Origin of the sequence: Sulfuricurvum sp. (genome assembly GCF_041651515.1) — a bacterium.
Lineage (GTDB): Bacteria > Campylobacterota > Campylobacteria > Campylobacterales > Sulfurimonadaceae > Sulfuricurvum.
Window position 1 is genome coordinate 1 of sequence record NZ_JBAZJF010000011.1, and the last position, 17,062, is coordinate 17,062.

Below are 17,062 nucleotides of genomic sequence, written 5' to 3' on the forward strand. Positions count from 1 at the left end.
TTGGTATACCTCTCAAAGATCTCAAACAAGCAACAAAAGATGCAGTTGCAAAACGATTTACAATCCTCAAAGTCTATCAAGGAAATCAAAAAGGTGAAGGAAAGAAAGGTCCATTTGGAATTGATGAAACAGGACTCACGAACGATAATCAGGACACAGGCCTCACCGGAGGTCTCATTCAGTAAAAGGTGACCTAAATGCCAAACTGCGGAATATGTGGAGACCGGATTTTCCTGAACAGGCCCTATATCAGGGATGATGACTCTGGTAAGATATTTCACCAGAAATGTACCAAAACACACTGCATGGCTTGTGGTGACAAGGTGGATAAGACCAAGCCTTACGGATTACACAAGGGTAGCGGATCGGTATTCCATCCGGATTGCATGGACAAACCGAAATCTGCCGGGAAGACCAAATCCAAACGCCAGAAGAGATCCAATAATCCGAACATCTTTGGCCTTTACACAGACAAGAAAGGCTGGATGGCTGTCGAAAAAACACTGCTTGAAGCCATCAAGAAAGGGGATCAGAAATCAGTGGTCAGACTGGCAAGGTTGTATTCCAAATATGGTGCAACTGACACGGTATCCAGAGAGTTAATATCAAAGCACTGGGATAAACTGCATCCAACCAAGCCATTCAATTACAATCTCTGGTATTCTGCCAATCCAACAACCTTCACCGTGTATTTTGATGGCAAGCAAGAAGATGTTCAGGCAGAGGGCCAGTGGGATGCAATGCAAAAAGTCATTCAGAAACACAAAATTCCCAAGAAAAGGCAGGGACTTGTGTCAGCTCTCCACAAAGGAACGGAAGCTCAGAGCTACATGTTCAATCCAGATTCAGAAGAATACTCAGTGTACAATGCTACTGATGGCATTTACGCATGTCCATTTACATTTGAGTCCAAAAAAGAAGCCGAAAGGTTTATACGGTCTTTCAGGGAGCGATTCAAAGCGCAGGGCTATTATTTAACAGCAAATGGAAATCGCATATCTCCTGATGATGTAATATTAGAGATAGTCAAGAGCAACCCTGGATCGGGAGTTGGTCTTACCACAAAAGAAGATTTCCTGAAATGGTGGTCCCAGGGACTGTCATTAGGCTTAATCAAAACCGATGGCAAAGTATGGCAGGGTCCAGATTCTCAGAGATTCTTAGACTGGTGGGCGCACGGTTTCACATTGGGAATAGTCAAATCCAAAAAGCCTCACATCGAGCAGGGCGAAAGCATAATGAACTACATCGCCAGGGCATTAACGTTATCTCTACTTGACCTGAAGGGTAGAAAGCCAACAGTATTGACAAATCCATGCTCAACGATGCGCAGGCCTAACAAGAGATGGAGAGTATCCATGCTCAGCCCCCCACCGGTTACGAAACACATTCTCAAGGAGATAGAACTGGGGCCATCATCAACGGAATATGATGTCAAACAGCAATTAATCAGAGAAGGAATTGCTGGAGAGATACTTGGAATTACTCTAATTAATCCGGCAACATGGGAATCATACCCGGGTGGCAAGCTAGGTGGAGCATGGGATGATATTGATTTCACAGAGCAGGACGTAAAGAATCGCATAATTCCCAAAGGAACCAGAGAAAGCAAAAACTCACACGATTACTCGGTGAGGATGCCATGTCCCTAGTCAATACCACATCAAAATGGGAGAGAACCAATGATTAGCGAAAAGAACCTTCCAGGCCAACTGAGAGCAGTTCAGGGTAAAATCGCTCGAAAGCGTAGAGAAATCGAGGCATTTGAGAGACAACATGAACAAGATGGCTGGGATGGAAGAGAAGACCTTCAGGGTTATGAATCAATGTCAAACACACTTAACAGTGAATTAAATGCTCTGGAGTCCGAATACAAGGAGATTCTGGCAAAGATGCGCAAGCAACGTCCAAGCAATTATTTTACCAATTGCGAAAATCCCAAAAAAAAACTAGCGATTTTGACTCCTGAAGAGGATAAAGACTGGGAAAATGCATATATCAGCAATCTGGAAGAGGGACTGGATGATGATGAAGCCGATGAAAGCGCATGGACGGAATTGAAAGAAATGCATCCAAGGCTTCAAGAATTTGACGGTATTAATGAGAAAGCCACACAAAAGGCATTGAAATCTAATCCAAATAGGGTAGATGAAGCTACTAGGCTTGGAACAAAAGCATTTCATGATGGTAAAAGAAGAGTGCCATTGTATGACAATGATTTGATGCTTATGCTTGATTTACGAAATCAACCTGGCGATAGCGACAATCTTGAATTATTATCTGCCTGGGCTAAGGGGTGGGATAATGCAAATCTATCTCAGCCAATATCAAACCCAACAATCAAGCAATGGCCTGTAATTACCGCACCTGATGGAAAGCACTACCAGGTCTATGTTAAACGCTATGGTTCAGGTAGGGAAAGTGGCGAAGGCGAAGATGATACTCAGTACCCATACGCAGTGATGGTCAAATTCATTGAATTGGATGAAGGCAGACAGATTTATGAGGAATGGACCACATATTCAAATAAGGCTGATGCTATTGCGGAAGCTGAACGCCTGTCAAAGAGAATTGAAACTAGAGGTTCTCCCTGGGATAATGAAGTAACCCAAGCAGAGTGTGGTTGTGGTGATGATCCAGAGCATCCGTTAAGGTCTTTTTGTGCGGTACATGGAGAAAGGCGTAATCCAATCCAATTACCGCCCAAACACAGGCCCGGACCTGGAGGATATGTTGATTTCCCACACGATTACGATAAAGAAGTGCATTCGGACACTTCCGATAGAACATACATGGTAAGAAAAAGGGGAGATAACTGGACATGCACATGCCCTTCATTCATATTTAACAAGAAAGATCCTAGAACATGCAAACACATTGAACGGGAGAAAGAAGCAGGCTATCAAGAACCAGAGACAACACCAAACACCTGGAACGATTTATCGGTAAGTGAGCGCGTGACCATAGTCCGAAGAGAATTCCCGAATCTAGGTCCAGACGGGGTGATTAACTTGGCAAATACCAAATGGGACAATATACCTGAACAAAAGAGAGGCATTCTATCAACATCTACCAGAACAAACCCTGGAATGAAATATTCCATCACATACTTTGACCCTGAGACGGATGAGGGCCAGGAAAAGACATGGACATTTAACACAATACATGAAGCCAAGGAATTCCAGAAGGATCTAGCATCATTCTGGAGAACAGCGAAATCAAAAATACCTATCAATCAATCAAACCCAGGATATAGGATAGCCTCAACCAAGCCAGGGACCATCGAGGACTTGATGCTACATCGAGCTGTCATTGAAGAGGTTACTAGAAGGCCATACCGGGTCGATAAAGAGATGGGGAAACGCCTGATAAATCCAAAGCAGAGAGCACCCGATCCAACTTCAATGAAAGATGTTAGGGACCGCTTGACGAGCAAGGGACCGCAGAATTTCTCGCTGAAGAGGGTCGTAGAGGGCCAAGAAGCCCAAGGCATTCTTGAAGCCATAGTTATGGACCTCTACGGCGGAATACCGCTTATTGGCGATGCAAACGACTTAATCAGGACTACTCGGATAATCAAAACTACAGGATCGCCCCTGAAGGCACAGATTCACAGCATTGACACTTTGTTAGGGACAGAGGGAATTCCACTGGTGGATATGATTCCCATAGTGGGTGGACTATTGTCCAAAGGTGGTGGGGAAATTGCAGATTTCCTGTTGCCAGCGAACACTATTGGCTTCATAATCGAGCCGCCTCAAGAGAATCCACTGACAGCATCGGAACTTCTAGCCGGTCTCACGGCAGCCGGGATAGTTACCGGAATCGCAATGGGTGGGGCAAGTGCTATTGGTTCCCAGCTCATAGACAGGGGCATGAAGGGAGTTGAAAAGGAATTAAAAAAGAATCCTGCTCGTAAAGGCAGAGCTGCCTACTACCGATGGGGGGAATTCAGCAATTATGAGGATTTCGACATGAAAGAACTGGACAGCATGGAAGTTCTTGACGAAAATCAAATGTTAAGCATGAATGTCAAAGATGATCACGAAGGTTGGACATTCTACGCCTATGAAAGTGATATTGACGAGAATGCAGATGGCGTATCTGTTAAGAACGCATACGCTTTCCGGAATTTGTCACACAAGAACCCTGCTCCATTGGTGGTCCATGGCGCTGCAATTGCCGCGCCGTATGTTGCAAAAGCAGCAAAGCCACATGCTAAGAAGGCCACACGGGAACTCAAAAAAAGGGCTAAAAAGTTTCCGCTTTCAAATCCCCCAAAATTGCCAGCGAAAGAAAGATATGAACCAGGCGTAATGCAAAGAAAAGACACTAAACCTAGTATAATCACTACTCAATCAGGACAGGAATTCAAACTTGACTATGGTCTCGCATATAGGTCAATCCCACTATTGGTCAAGAAATTCATGCCACCAGTCCAGCAAAGGATAGTCCAGGAGAATATTGAGGAATTCCAGGACGTTCTAAAACGTTTACTCAAGCAGATCACGGATTGCCCGTCCACCGGACAAACCGAAGGGACCGATGATCCAATCGCTTATCTCCATTACTTCTATGGCAATGCAGACTGGTACATTATTGAGAAGGACATGGAAGAGGAACAACATCAGGCCTTCGGATATGCTGATTTAGGCATGGGCTTCCCTGAACTTGGATACATCAGTATTGAGGAAATCAAGGAAACGAACAAGGTTGAGCTTGACTTTCACTGGAAGCCTATTCCATTGAGCAATATCAAGGAAAAGCACGAAGCCAGAGTCAATTTAAGGCCCAATGTGGATATATTTGGACCAATTCTTGAAGCTGCATTAAATAAAACGGGTGAAGTGACATCCGGACATGCAACAGAAGAATGGGCCAAAGAAGAGGCAAAGATTAAAAATCCGCTTACCAGAGTCGAAAAAGCGGAGAATGGCATTAGGGACATGTTTTTGGATCGGCACTATTCAGGGACCGTGCCACGAACTGACATCAAAACAATATTATCAAGTGCCAGATGGCAGCGATATTACGGCCCTGGAAACGTTAATACAGCCTGGAAAAAACTGGTCAGAGAAGGATACGTTCACAAATCTGGAGATAATTGGGTATGGGGAGTAAATAATCCGGGAATATTGTTCCCTATCTTCACTGGCGTTGTCTCCGGTGTAACCGGTGTCATAGCCAGTGCAATAATCACGGACCAGTTAAAGAAACACAACAAAAAACGTCAGAATCCAGAACCGATTAACGTTAAGGTTGGAGACCTTGTTACCTTTGAAGAGGGCTATTATGATGTCGATGCAGTTACCTATATCGCACATCCTGAACAGCTTGTAAAAGGCCAAAGGGCGAGACCAGGCTATTACCTTATGCTTTCTCCAAGAGATTTTGGGGAATATTTTGACGAATACGCTGAAGAACCTGGTGGTTGGGTCAGTGCCAAGAAGGTCAAGGTCATCAAATCCAATCCCGAGAAGAACCCAAAGGCAGATTACTCGAACAAAAAGAAATTCCCAACTGAAAGGCTAGTCAGCTACATGTCCTTCTATGAGCGAATGCTACCGCAATTATCAGGATCTCCATATATCGAGGAAAGGAAGCTCGGTCAGGAATATTACCGGAACCTCAGCGCAATATATGAGGAAATTGAGCGCAGAGGCCGTTCCCGAGGCCATACGAAGGGCAAAAGAGCAAGGGGCAAGGGTACACCCGTTCCAAATCCCAAGGTCGCTATTGAGCAATATAAGGCGTTTCAACAGATGGACCCTAAGAACAGTGTTCAGGGTGGTAAAATTGCCGATATGATATCTCCGGTTACTATCATAGGCCAGATTAAGCATATTGTGTATTGGTGCAGCAAGTGGGCTGGCAAAGAGTTTGAAAAGCGCGAGAATGAAAATGTGCAATATATCCATACCTGGAAGAAATCACGGATGGATCTATGCCGAGATGGGAACGGGGATTACTTCATATCCGGGAAATGCCAGATTGAACCGAGAGGAATTGATGATTGGGATAAGAAGATTGATTGGTCAGATTCCAAGATTGATTATCCAAAGACCGCGAAAAACTACGCATTCCTGGGCGTGTTGAAGGAGATTGCTGTACTTGACGGTGACATCTACACCATGCGGAATGCCTTACTTTGTGGTCGCAGGAATCATCTGTATATCGCTTATGTCTCTCCATCTGTATTCGAGAAAATCAAGAAAGAGTACAAATTGAAATAGCATCAAAATTACCTCCCCCCTTTTTTTTGTAGGCCTAGGCAAGGCCGAGGAGATCGGGGGATTCTTTTATTTTCAATCGTTTAATTTAGTGTGTACTCTATCGTGTACACAAAGTCACCATCTTTTATTTAAATTAATAGTGTAAAATCTTGTAGGTTTATATACTCACCAACGACCCTACCGCTATCGATATGCTTGATACCGCTCACGAAGGAGTGCAAATTGAAGTAACTCTATTACCTTTACGTGAGTTGCACGACATACATAATGGCTGGACATCATCAATAGTATATACGAATCCCTCAGAACGTTTCGAAATTGGGATAATATGATCCATAGATAATGGGTTTTCTTTTGTGAATTTTCGGCTACAAAAAGGGCAAATCCCACGAGTTTTTAATACTTTTAATTCCCACTCACTATTTTTAAAATCATGTATTGCACCTCTTTGTCTAGCTTCTCTACGAGCCCTCCGAGCTTTCCCTTTCAAGGATTTACTATATTTTAAGCTCGTCTTTTTGGCTATAATTCTACCTTTCGGAGTTTTAGCATAGTCCAGTGCCTTCTTTATTATAACATCCCTATGTCTTTGATATGCTCTCTTCCGTGTATTTATAATCTTTTCTTTTCCATTTTGACTTTTTACCCATTCCTCGTAATTTTTTCTGCCTTTATCCGAATTAGCATATTTTCGTTGCGCTCTGCATCGTGTTTTTTTTCCATGCTCTGTCAGACGATAATTTCTCTGTGTCTGTCTAATAATTTCTTTGTTTTTGACACGATAATATTTGTACCTACATTTTGCAGAGCAATAAAGAATACCTTTGCCAATAATTTCTTTATTACAAGTAATACATAGTTTTTGAGGGCATTGGGGCAAGTCAGAATTAGTGGGTAGACTACTCTGATAGCTTACCCCAGTGCCTTTCTCAATCGATTCTATCATGTAGTCTACCCAATGGTTAATTGCACCCGTAATATTTAAGTATTACTAAACATCGATTTTCAATGCTGATAATCAGGCCGATACTCATATACCTCATAATCTACCTATAATTATTCGGTGATTATTCCAATGGAATACCTATTTCCGCGCACAAAAGACCGGCCTGCTGTCAAAGTCAATGAATATGGTGAATTATTTATATTGCTTTCATAATACACATCCTTATCCCACCGGGGCCGGAGACTTTGGGTTCTCCCTTCCCATGCACTTTATACCTGCATGAGAGTTGATGGAAGGTCGCAAAGGCCGTGAATCGCCTTTGCATAATCATCTGGTTCACAGTCGATGATGGCCCCACTACTCACTTATGGAGATCGTAACATGAAATTCCCCAAACTCGGAAAATTTGCCAGGTCAACGAATAAAACGCGGACATGGTTTCCCTGGAGCAAAAATATACAGTGTTCCCAGTGCGACATGAGAGATTTATGCAAACACATCAATAAAGTATTGAAAAACCACAACGATACCGTAGATTATGAGCTTAGGTTCAGATGCCCGGTATTGGATAAGCGCACGGATGACCGACAATTACCGTGATCGGTGTTTGTACTGCTCATACATATCTTTCGGACAATGCTCGCATTCTAGCCAGTGAAAAGACTTGTCGCCTTCAGCCATATCAAATAGGTACCATTTGCCGTCTTTTCCCATTGCGAAATCAACAGACCAATATCCTTCGACGACAGTTCCAACCATTTCAGCATATTTAGTCAATAGCTCTATTTCTGGCTTCGTCTCTTGATTCAATCTGCCTACTAGGAAACGCCAATTATCTTGTTTGGTATGTCCAGTGATTGCATCCGGGTACCAATATGGGTGATGGCATTGAACCTTCCCATCCCGGATAAAGTATCTTCGTTCCTTGTTTATCGGGAGATTTCCATGAAACGCTGTAAAACCAGTAACCAATGGAACAAACTCTCTCAAAACTATTCCATGATCTGAGTATGTCATCCAGCCTTGCATCATGCTATCAGTCAGCAATTCAAATATGTGGCTCTTTAAATTGAGACTGGTTTCAACATAACATGTCTTTTCCCAGCCATGCTTGCAACTTGAAAAGTCAGTCCTCATGAAAAGAGGAAACCCGATCTTATCTGCCAGAGGTTTTATGTGTTCAAAGATAGTATCGGGAATTCTTTCATCCTGAATCAATTCCAGCTCCATTTCATCGAATCTGTACATTTCTGTCTTTGGCTGTGGTATTGGCAAGTCTTTTACAAGTGGATACCACAAGAACATACTGCTCTTGTCTCTGATTTCTCTCATGGAGTCTAGCTCCTTCAGGGGAAATTGCGTTTTCCTTCATTCCATGACTGCATAATGCCATAGAATTTCTCTTTCACATCCTCTTTGGAGCCATTGTGTAAGACATGGCCTTGATATTGGGTATACTTCCCCAGCTCATCCGGAACTGCTACGGTGCCATCATTGCTCAAAGCCAGTAAAATAACCGGCTTTTTGTACTCAATGCCGAGTTCCATCTGCTTTCTGAGTACCGGGTCATGGTCGAACTGTCCAATCTCGGTCAGTAGCAGGACCACGCATTCAGATCCCCTTATCTCTTTCGCTATCCGGGCGATCGTCCCCTTCGGCAGCACATGGGTCACCGAAGGCCCTTTCTTTACCTGTCTTTTTGTATTTCTTCTCTTTAACCATCCTGGCATATTTATTCCTCCTTCCAAGCCCTGCAATGTTTACAGGGCCTTCCGTTCAATTTCAATATTCTATGTCCCTTCTCATTAAGGGCTCTTGTTGTTCCACATTTGCAGAGATATAGATCCATCTCTTTAGATTCCATTATTTCTCCCCCAGTTTAGCACTTCTGATGATATCCAGTGCCTTCCGCGCCCACACCCTATCCTTTTCTTTGGTATCCTCAGATAAATGGTCATACGGTATCGAGTTCATTGCCCAGCTAAACTTCCGGTCATCAGTGAGCTTATCTTCAGATAGCAACACTGCGCCTGCCCAGTGCATCCACTGTTCATGTTCCAGTGCTGACAATTTTTCGACAATGCCCAGTTCAAAGCATGTCAATTGCTCTGGACCTGATGCTTCACATAATCCGCATGTGAGGTCCACATTTGGAACCAACTTTTGAGTTATCGGATCTGGCTGGAAGAATTTGAATCGTTCCATTGCCTGAGACATCACATCACCATAGAACGGGTTTTTTTCCGGCTTGTGGGCATCTCCAAGGGTATCTATGTTGTCCAGCAGAACCCAAAGGGCTTCCGCAGTTCTCCGATCCACTGATTTCATATTTGTTTCATTGGTCATGTAAATATTCCTCCAAATGCTGTTAATGGTTTCTCTTGTCTAGTTTTACCGACATTAGAATACTGGCTATCTTCCATTTTTCGCTGAATGTACTCCATTGCTGTCTCTCTCTTGGATTTACACATGCGCTGATTGACAAATTTAGCCAGGTGTCTGATTTCCGGAATATCTCTCCGGTTATTGTATACCATCACATAAGGATCAATGCCGAATTTAAGCAATTTATTAACCCGGTAAATATCCTGGCTTAGATCAGTGTTAAATCCTACAAGAATATAGAACATCATGCGATATGGCTTAACACCATTATCTATCAATGTCTTGATACCATAAATAACCTGGTCTTCCCGATCCATTAAGTCCCAAGCAAAATATATACGATTATGATTGAAATCAAAATCTCGGGTTTTAACTCTCCGTAAAAGTTTGGCAATTTTTGGGTTAATCAATCGAATATCAAGCCCCTGGTTGAATGAAACTCTCCATTTATTGTCAATGATGGTCTCCAATTTTTCAATACATTTAGGACTGGCAAGGAAATTAGCATCATAAAGTACAATTTTATCATGTCTGACAAATTCTTCAAATGGTGAATGCTCCTGGACAACAGTCCCTTCCATCCTCCAGGTCATACAAAACGGGCATTGCCGATAGCATCCCCAACTGGTTCTTCCGCTACTATGGTCTAGATCAGTGTAATCCGGACAGGTATGCTCAATGTCATTTGGTAACAATATCTTAGGATCAAACGATGGCCCCCCCTTCAGGATGATTGATTTATCAATGGTTCTCTGCTGGAGTTCAAACTTAGGATCGGGAAATATGACTGAAATGCATGAAATATCTGGATAGCCTAAATTAAAATCACAAACATGGCCCTTGCTCAAACACCAAGCTTTAATCTTCCTCAAGGCTAGAATGTCATTATTTGGGTATTTGCCATTATGAATTAATGAAATTCTCTGGGGTTTTCCAGTCTCTAAGGATTTCCAAACATTATTCATACTTGTGCTTCTCCAGTTGTTGTCCTTCTTGCATGAACAATCTTTTTTCATACAATTCAAACTTTTCCCAGGCTTCATCATGCAATTTCTTAAATGTTTTCCAATCTGTTTTAATTGTCGGAACCAGTCTCCAACCGCAGTTAGTACATGCACTGTGCATTACTTTAGGATTGTATTCAAACACTGTAATATAATTACATTGACCACAATATCTGTAAGTTTTAGGTGGTTTTTGCATAATTCAGTCCTCCAGCTTGTCGCCATAGTAACTGGGCTTCCAATTCATGTCCAATTCTTTCCGTTTACCACTGTTCGGTGGGTTCGAGCATCCCTTTGTCCTTCCGGGTTTTTGTCTTTTCAATACTGGCTTCCAACCTCTAGGCATGTTCTCACACCATTATCTTCAATACATAACAATGCGGAGTCGTTATTTCCTGCTGGCAATCGTCAGGAATAAACTGGGTCTTTGCAGTGGTTATCTCCACCAGTTTCAATCGATGGGATACCTGGCCTACGAGAAATACTGCATCAACTGGCAACTGTATGTTTTTCAGGCGTTTAATCCAGTGATCCGTCATGGATTTGTATTCATAGAAGTGACCGTAAGTTTCCAGCGATTTCTTTTTCTTATCCCAGTGTATCTTCTTGAGCGTAGTTGAAAACATGGCTACCGGCCTCCTGGAGGCTTCCCTATGACAAATGTTTTAAAGAAGTGTTTCACGGAATGCACAATGACAAAGCCAATAATGATGATAGTCAGTATTCCAGCTACACAAATACATATGACTTCCATGTTATTCATCCCCAGGCATGCTTACAGTCACGGCACTGATATCTTTTAGGCGTTCCAGTCAACAGTGTAACCGAATCGGATTTACATTCTGGGCAACGGATAAAAGTCTCATCGTTCTTCTTTTTATGAATTCTCTCTTCTATTTGATTCTGCATGTCAATTTCGTCAGCCATCATTTTCACCGCCCAGCTTAATCGGATGTGCCATCACATCTTCTTTCTGATCCTGAACAGTGATACCCAAATATATCTGAGTCGTGGATATCGATTTGTGACCCATGTTCTTCTGAACCGTTACGAGATTCTGGCCAGCCTTCAGGGACAGCACGGCATAGGTGTGCCTCAGAAGATGCGGATACACATTCTGCTCTATTCCAGCGCGTTTGCCATATTTCTGAACCATCTTGTACAGGCCATTGGGTGACATGTCAAATAGCTTATCTTCTGCCTCGAGACCAAACGTTTTGATGTATTTCTCCATATCCTGCTTGATAACATATTGCATCGGCACAGTCCGATCCTTCTTTCCCTTTCCCTCTTCCACCTTAATAACGTCAGATTCAAAATTGATGTGCCTCACCCGTAGCGATAGTAGTTCGGACTCCCGAAGGCCTGCAAACACAAGGATCTTCAACATCAGCCGGTCAGATAGGTTCGTTTTGTAAGGTGACTCGATCAGCGCCTTCACTTCTGAGACCTTAAGATATTCCGGCAATTTCTGGCTTTTCCTGTCTTTATCTTTAATTGTCATGTAATCCACCGAACATAACGAATAGTAATGTAAATCACTTATAAAAATATTTTGATAATGAAAGCGTATAATTCGATATTGTAAAAAACTATAAACAAACAAGTCTCTTAATATTTTTGTAACCATGCTCAATATGTATTAAGAATTGGCGAAATATGGAACGTATATGTTAAAACCATGCAATCAATACTTAATCCGGCAGCCCGGGTCGGTAACGTTTTCTCGGGAGATAATCCGCGCCTTCGCGGACTTTTCCTAGCTCGAGACCGGAATAAATCTCCATGGACCGGACATGACTCTCAGCCTCGAGACCGCCCCGGATGCAAGGATCGGCAACATCGATGTTATAAATGTTATAAATAACAGGAATATTATAAATGGTATAAATAATATTTTTAGACAGAATTTGAAAAAGCGATACCAAAACATCAAGGGTTATCGTTGAAAATAGCTATTCTATGAGAATTTGCTGAACGTGAGATTAAAAAAAATGTTTCATAGACGGGCAGGGGCGCGATTCGGGGGCCTAGTCCTCTACCGCGCCGGATCCTACCCGTCTATGCAGGGAAGAATGCAGAGTTTCAAAAGAAGCGTGGGATGCTCTATGAATATTATCTGCACTCTCCCTTCCTGATTACTTCATTTTTAATCTTATCTTTCTAGGTTTGTATATCATCCAGAATGTGAACCATCCAAATGCAGTTCCCATTATGAAACAATACAAGCATAGCATTGCAATACTTAAATCATCCATGTCAGCTCACTCCATACATGCTCGATGATAGTGTTCATGTCCATCTATGGCTTCTTTGCATAGAACATCGTCACCAGGCTTGAATCGTTGATTGCATTCATGGCAGGAAAATGCCTCGAGACCGCATATCCCACAAGCCAATATCGTTTTTTCTTTCAGTTTCATGTTATTTCACCTGCACACCATCACAAATGAGCTTGACAGCTCCCTTTGGAATCGCTATGTTCAAATGATCTCCGGGCCTGAGCAAATGCCCATCGAGTACATTTCCATCCTTGTCGCATATTCTCACGATTGGTACACTTCCGTATCTTTCGTTTTTCATTTTTCATCACCCATTGAGTTCTGGTGGTTTTTCTGCGAATGCACCTAGCATCTTTCCAGGAGGCATTTTGTTCACAACATCCAACATGCTGTAATTCTTTCCATCAATCTGCACGATTCTCTGGCCTACAAGAAGATTCTCTAAATTCACTACTCGAAGCTTGGCCCAATCTAGAATTATCTCCAAATAGTATTTGACAAGCCTAGCGCCGATGTCTTCATTGAATTCCTTGCTCTTTCCAACATAGACCTTTGGAATTGTTATCATATATGGGAGTCCCTGATATACAAATGCAATCTGTTTGGTACCAGTCTGTGTTGAGTTTCTGGTCAATATTTCTTCGCATTTGTGCTTCTCAAGTAATTCCATGATCTCACTCATTGTCTTCATGGATGATATCTTTGTTGTGCCATATCTTATCTCATTCAGATTGTTGATGAATATTTTCTCATTAAACATATTTATCCCTCCATTTTATTGTGTCCTGGAGCATTGCACAGGGACCGTTCATCAGGAATGCAATGATAATCCTGCTTTTGAAATCTATTCCCACACACTCTGCATATTCTGAATTCTCCCTCAATATCGCCAACCTCACCGCACTTAGGGCATCGAATACTATTGCACAGGCATTCCTCGCAATCAAAGGTCTTTACATGGCCCTGTAAGAATCGATCCATTAATTTACCACCTCTCCGTTTGTTACATGCCCATGCCAATGCCCAAATTTGCTGGCATCAATGGATGGAGTCAGAGTCAAAGTCTCGAAGGTATCTCCAGCTCTCTGCCATAACAGTCTATCCGCGACAGGGGTACCACCGTCAATCGGGTTCTTGAAATACACTCCAATCCGGGTTTCCTTGCAGTGTGGGCATTCGAAGTGAATACCCTGGCCTTGCCTGCCTTCTTCAGCAATCCAATGCGGATCTAGTTCAGTCAGTTTCATTCAATCAATCTCCATTGTCATAAATGACTACCATGCTGGGGAATGACGGCATTCCGTTGTTTTGCCCCATGAGAGGTATGAACTTCGGCCTACCCCGTAAGAATCGAATCTCAGCGATTCCCTGAATATAATCATGGAAATATGCCCGATCCGTGCGCACAGGAATGAGAAGCACAATGACTTCGCAGTTATTCCGTTCCGAGTATGCTTTCATGACCCAATCCCTGATTTGATGACCAGAATACGGTGGATTGCAGAATACTCGATGACCAGCCCATGATTGCGTAAGACCGTCCCCCGGGTGAACTGCTTAATATCGCTCCGGAGAGGCCTTTCCGGGCTTGCGCATGGGTCCAGGGTGAAATGGAACTCCGCATCGAGCTTGTTGAATAGCTCGAAAGGCGTTCCCCATTGGTCCTTGTTGATTTCAGCTTGTGTTGGCATGGTTCACTTCTTCTTTGGTTCTACCTGAAGCTTTGCCTTATCACATTTAGCGTGAACACTAAGCTTCCAGCCACATTCAAGATAGAATTCTCTTATCCAGTCCTCTATGCAATCAAAAGTTCTAGATTCTTCAATATCTGCATCCTGCGATATGGTCAATTCCTTGCAATGTTCATCCCAAATATAGGTAGCCTCTTTGGAAATTGTTATTAAGTGTACGCTATCATATGGTGCCCACAGTTCAAGACCCTCAAAAGGTACGAAAGGCATATCTAATTCATACTCGCACCATGCCTGTTTATTTTCCCATTCAAATTTTATATCCAGTTTTATTCTAAACATACTGATTCACGCTCCTTTCCCCTTCTTTGGCTTGCAAGGGTCATAGCAGGCCAGTGGTGGCCTCCAATCGAGCGTTCTGCGCCTGTACTCTAGCCCACAATCCAGGCATTGGTATTTGTCATAGATGCCCTTCTTATCCTTCAGGCCAACCAGATTGAGCTTCTCGCTCCATCGATGGACCTTGACATAATCCTCTGAAAGAATCTTGACAAGCTCCCTGGGATGGTCATGGCCTCTTAGATTGTTGTTGAATTCGACATAGATATCAGGAATCGTCTGGGCATCCTTGGTTTGGATATCCTCTTCCCATGCCTGTGAATCCGGTTCTCCCTGCATTTTGACCTGGCAGAGGGCCTTGATTTCAAATCCTTCTTTGGCTGGCAGGTGTTTGATAGGCTTCTTAGCCTTGCCGTTTTCTTTCGGGGAAGGTACCGGGACCGGTGTAGGTGTTTCCTGAAGCTGCTTGCACATACAAGCCTCTTGAATGAGCTTCTTCGTGGATTTGATACGCGCTAGATGCGATTTCGAGAGTCCGTCATGGTGAGGGAAGAATCCGGATGGATGCTGAATCTGGCAAGTTTCACAGTTTTCACCGGTGCATACCGGGCAATGGTTCCTGGTTCTGTTGAGTTCCCCGATCTTGCCAATGAATCCCTTATGCTCTGCCATATCCTTCTGACTCAATGGTATCTGATACTCACTGGCATCAATCTCACCAATGTACCTATTCATCTCAATGTCCACAATGGCCTTATCCGGCCTACTAGCTCCGCAATCCGGACACTTGTCCTCGTATGTTGTCAGATTACAGGGCTTGCATACCCAACCTGGCTTGCCGGTCTCATAAATCCTCTCAATAACTTCAATAATGTTTTTCTGCCCAAAATCCTCTGCTAATGCGTTAATCTTGCCATCCTGAGCTACGAGACAGTTCATATATGCATAATCGTAGTTCTTGGGCAGGCTGCCATCCTTGTTACGTTCCGCGTCAGGATCTGACATTGATATCGAGTAGTGAGGCGGGATAGATATGGGAAGTTCTGATTTTTCAGATACTTCTCCATATGGTCCAGTGATTGTTTCCACGCGGTATTGCTTACTAAGCTCATGAACGTTATGGAGCTTGATGATATCTCCCGGGTGAATGAGTTCCGGAACAGTCGGGCCGGAGGCTATCCTGAATACATCCTTGTTCGCTGGAACCTTGCTGTTGAGCTGGTAAAGGAATATATTCGGTTCAATTCCCTCTTCCCAGGTAACACCCAGGCTGAAATGAGGCCAGAATTTCATCATATTTTCGGCCATTTCCTCTGCCATCTCCTTGTTATGCCCCCGGTACCGTATGCGCCCGTCTGAGTCCTTGATGATGAATTCCTTCTTATCCTTCTCAACCCAGGCTCTGTAATCCTTATGTGGATAGGTTTTAAAAGGTTCATTCTCGGTCATGGTTCCAGTAGTAGATACGTTCCCATTCATTGTCTTTGTATTCTCGATGGCGAACATGTCTAAATTGGCAACTACTTCTTGGCGTTTTACCTCTTCCAGATCCTTGATTGTGATGTGCTCTCCGGAATCCAGATATTTTTGCTGTTCCTTTTCAGATAGTTTCGCCAGCATGTAGCCGACATTCGCGGCTAAAGTGCCATTCTCGACTTGCTGAAGCAGCCCCGGCAGTAAACTGAGCAGGGACAGGCGTTTTGAAATCTGGCCCTGAGATATGCCCAGTGTGTTTGTGATTGCTGTCTGGTTCATGCCCTCATCGATGAATTCCTTTAAAATTCGGGCATCCATCACTGGATTGGGAGATCTCCAGAAGTTCAGGCCCAGGGATAGCATTCTGGTATCATTCGTTGTGGTTTCCTCGTAAACCTCGACTGAATCATGCTTAAGTTGCTTCCATGAAGATAATCTCCTTCGGCCATCCACGATTTTGTATTTGAACGGGCTTCCTGGAGGATTCTCCTTCAGGATCGGTGTGTTCTTGATGCCGTAAGTCCGGATACTATCCAGAAATGCGCTAGGTATTACCAGGTCAGGAATATCAATATCCTTCATTTGCACCATGATCTTGCTCGTCTCGTTCTGCATTCTGGCTTCGAGTTCTGCTAGTTTCCGGCACCGTTCGCAAAGACCGTCCTCGGCTGTCTTGCAGAACTGCTTGCATGTTGTACATTTCATT

The 17,062-nt window shown here is 43.2% G+C and carries 17 protein-coding genes and 1 pseudogene; 3 read left to right on the top strand and 15 right to left on the bottom strand.

Annotated elements, in window-relative coordinates:
• The 3 genes from WC407_RS13505 to WC407_RS13515 all read left to right on the top strand — a co-directional run.
• Window positions 1–185, top strand: a 185-nt coding sequence (locus tag WC407_RS13505) for a hypothetical protein (RefSeq protein ID WP_373023203.1), incomplete at its 5' end; no start/stop codon positions are given.
• Between the two features lie 12 nt (window positions 186–197).
• A complete protein-coding gene (locus WC407_RS13510) occupies window positions 198–1,652 on the top strand; it encodes a hypothetical protein (protein WP_373023204.1) in 1,455 nt (484 codons plus the stop codon).
• Window positions 1,653–1,682: 30 nt separating this feature from the next.
• Window positions 1,683–6,233 carry a DUF2958 domain-containing protein gene (locus WC407_RS13515; protein WP_373023205.1) on the top strand — a complete coding sequence of 1,517 codons (4,551 nt, stop codon included), beginning with the start codon at window positions 1,683–1,685 and terminating at the stop codon, window positions 6,231–6,233.
• Between the two features lie 205 nt (window positions 6,234–6,438).
• On the opposite strand, the gene WC407_RS13520 is transcribed toward WC407_RS13515, so the two are convergent.
• The 15 genes and pseudogenes from WC407_RS13520 to WC407_RS13590 all read right to left on the bottom strand — a co-directional run bounded on the left by WC407_RS13520 (window position 6,439) and on the right by WC407_RS13590 (window position 17,061).
• Entirely contained in the window at window positions 6,439–7,179 is a 741-nt protein-coding gene (locus WC407_RS13520) for an HNH endonuclease (RefSeq protein ID WP_373023206.1), read from the bottom strand.
• Window positions 7,180–7,770: 591 nt separating this feature from the next.
• Window positions 7,771–8,511, bottom strand: a complete 741-nt coding sequence (locus WC407_RS13525) for an ATP-grasp domain-containing protein (RefSeq protein WP_373023207.1) — start codon at window positions 8,509–8,511, stop codon at window positions 7,771–7,773.
• A gap of 14 nt (window positions 8,512–8,525) precedes the next feature.
• Window positions 8,526–8,909 carry a hypothetical protein gene (locus WC407_RS13530; protein WP_373023208.1) on the bottom strand — a complete coding sequence of 128 codons (384 nt, stop codon included), beginning with the start codon at window positions 8,907–8,909 and terminating at the stop codon, window positions 8,526–8,528.
• 133 nt (window positions 8,910–9,042) lie between these two features.
• Window positions 9,043–9,525 carry a hypothetical protein gene (locus WC407_RS13535; RefSeq protein ID WP_373023209.1) on the bottom strand — a complete coding sequence of 161 codons (483 nt, stop codon included), beginning with the start codon at window positions 9,523–9,525 and terminating at the stop codon, window positions 9,043–9,045.
• Window positions 9,522–10,580 carry a hypothetical protein gene (locus tag WC407_RS13540; RefSeq protein WP_373023210.1) on the bottom strand — a complete coding sequence of 353 codons (1,059 nt, stop codon included), beginning with the start codon at window positions 10,578–10,580 and terminating at the stop codon, window positions 9,522–9,524. Before WC407_RS13540 ends, WC407_RS13535 begins: the two co-directional genes overlap by 4 nt.
• A complete protein-coding gene (locus WC407_RS13545; RefSeq protein ID WP_373023211.1) occupies window positions 10,522–10,767 on the bottom strand; it encodes a hypothetical protein in 246 nt (81 codons plus the stop codon). The genes WC407_RS13540 and WC407_RS13545 overlap by 59 nt, the downstream gene beginning before the upstream one ends.
• 151 nt (window positions 10,768–10,918) lie before the next feature.
• Window positions 10,919–11,194 carry a hypothetical protein gene (locus WC407_RS13550; RefSeq protein WP_373023213.1) on the bottom strand — a complete coding sequence of 92 codons (276 nt, stop codon included), beginning with the start codon at window positions 11,192–11,194 and terminating at the stop codon, window positions 10,919–10,921.
• A gap of 133 nt (window positions 11,195–11,327) precedes the next feature.
• A complete protein-coding gene (locus WC407_RS13555; RefSeq protein WP_373023214.1) occupies window positions 11,328–11,498 on the bottom strand; it encodes a transposase in 171 nt (56 codons plus the stop codon).
• Window positions 11,488–12,072 (bottom strand): tyrosine-type recombinase/integrase, encoded by a 585-nt coding sequence (locus WC407_RS13560; protein WP_373023215.1) that lies wholly within the window; start codon window positions 12,070–12,072, stop codon window positions 11,488–11,490. Before WC407_RS13560 ends, WC407_RS13555 begins: the two co-directional genes overlap by 11 nt.
• Window positions 12,073–13,157: 1,085 nt before the next feature.
• Complete coding sequence (locus WC407_RS13565) at window positions 13,158–13,610, bottom strand: hypothetical protein (RefSeq protein ID WP_373023216.1); 453 nt, start codon at window positions 13,608–13,610, stop codon at window positions 13,158–13,160.
• A gap of 220 nt (window positions 13,611–13,830) precedes the next feature.
• The gene (locus tag WC407_RS13570; protein ID WP_373023217.1) at window positions 13,831–14,097 is read right to left on the bottom strand and encodes a DUF6527 family protein; all 267 of its coding nucleotides are present in this window, start codon (window positions 14,095–14,097) and stop codon (window positions 13,831–13,833) included.
• 4 nt (window positions 14,098–14,101) lie between these two features.
• Window positions 14,102–14,332 (bottom strand): annotated as a pseudogene (locus WC407_RS13575) (hypothetical protein); the annotation flags it as partial.
• On the bottom strand, window positions 14,308–14,541 hold the full coding sequence (locus WC407_RS13580) for a hypothetical protein (RefSeq protein ID WP_373023218.1): 234 nt from the start codon (window positions 14,539–14,541) through the stop codon (window positions 14,308–14,310). The gene WC407_RS13580 and the pseudogene WC407_RS13575, both read right to left, overlap by 25 nt.
• Window positions 14,542–14,544: 3 nt before the next feature.
• The gene (locus tag WC407_RS13585) at window positions 14,545–14,883 is read right to left on the bottom strand and encodes a hypothetical protein (protein WP_373023219.1); all 339 of its coding nucleotides are present in this window, start codon (window positions 14,881–14,883) and stop codon (window positions 14,545–14,547) included.
• A gap of 6 nt (window positions 14,884–14,889) precedes the next feature.
• Entirely contained in the window at window positions 14,890–17,061 is a 2,172-nt protein-coding gene (locus tag WC407_RS13590; RefSeq protein ID WP_373023220.1) for a ParB/RepB/Spo0J family partition protein, read from the bottom strand.
• Between the last annotated feature and the right edge of the window lies 1 nt (window position 17,062).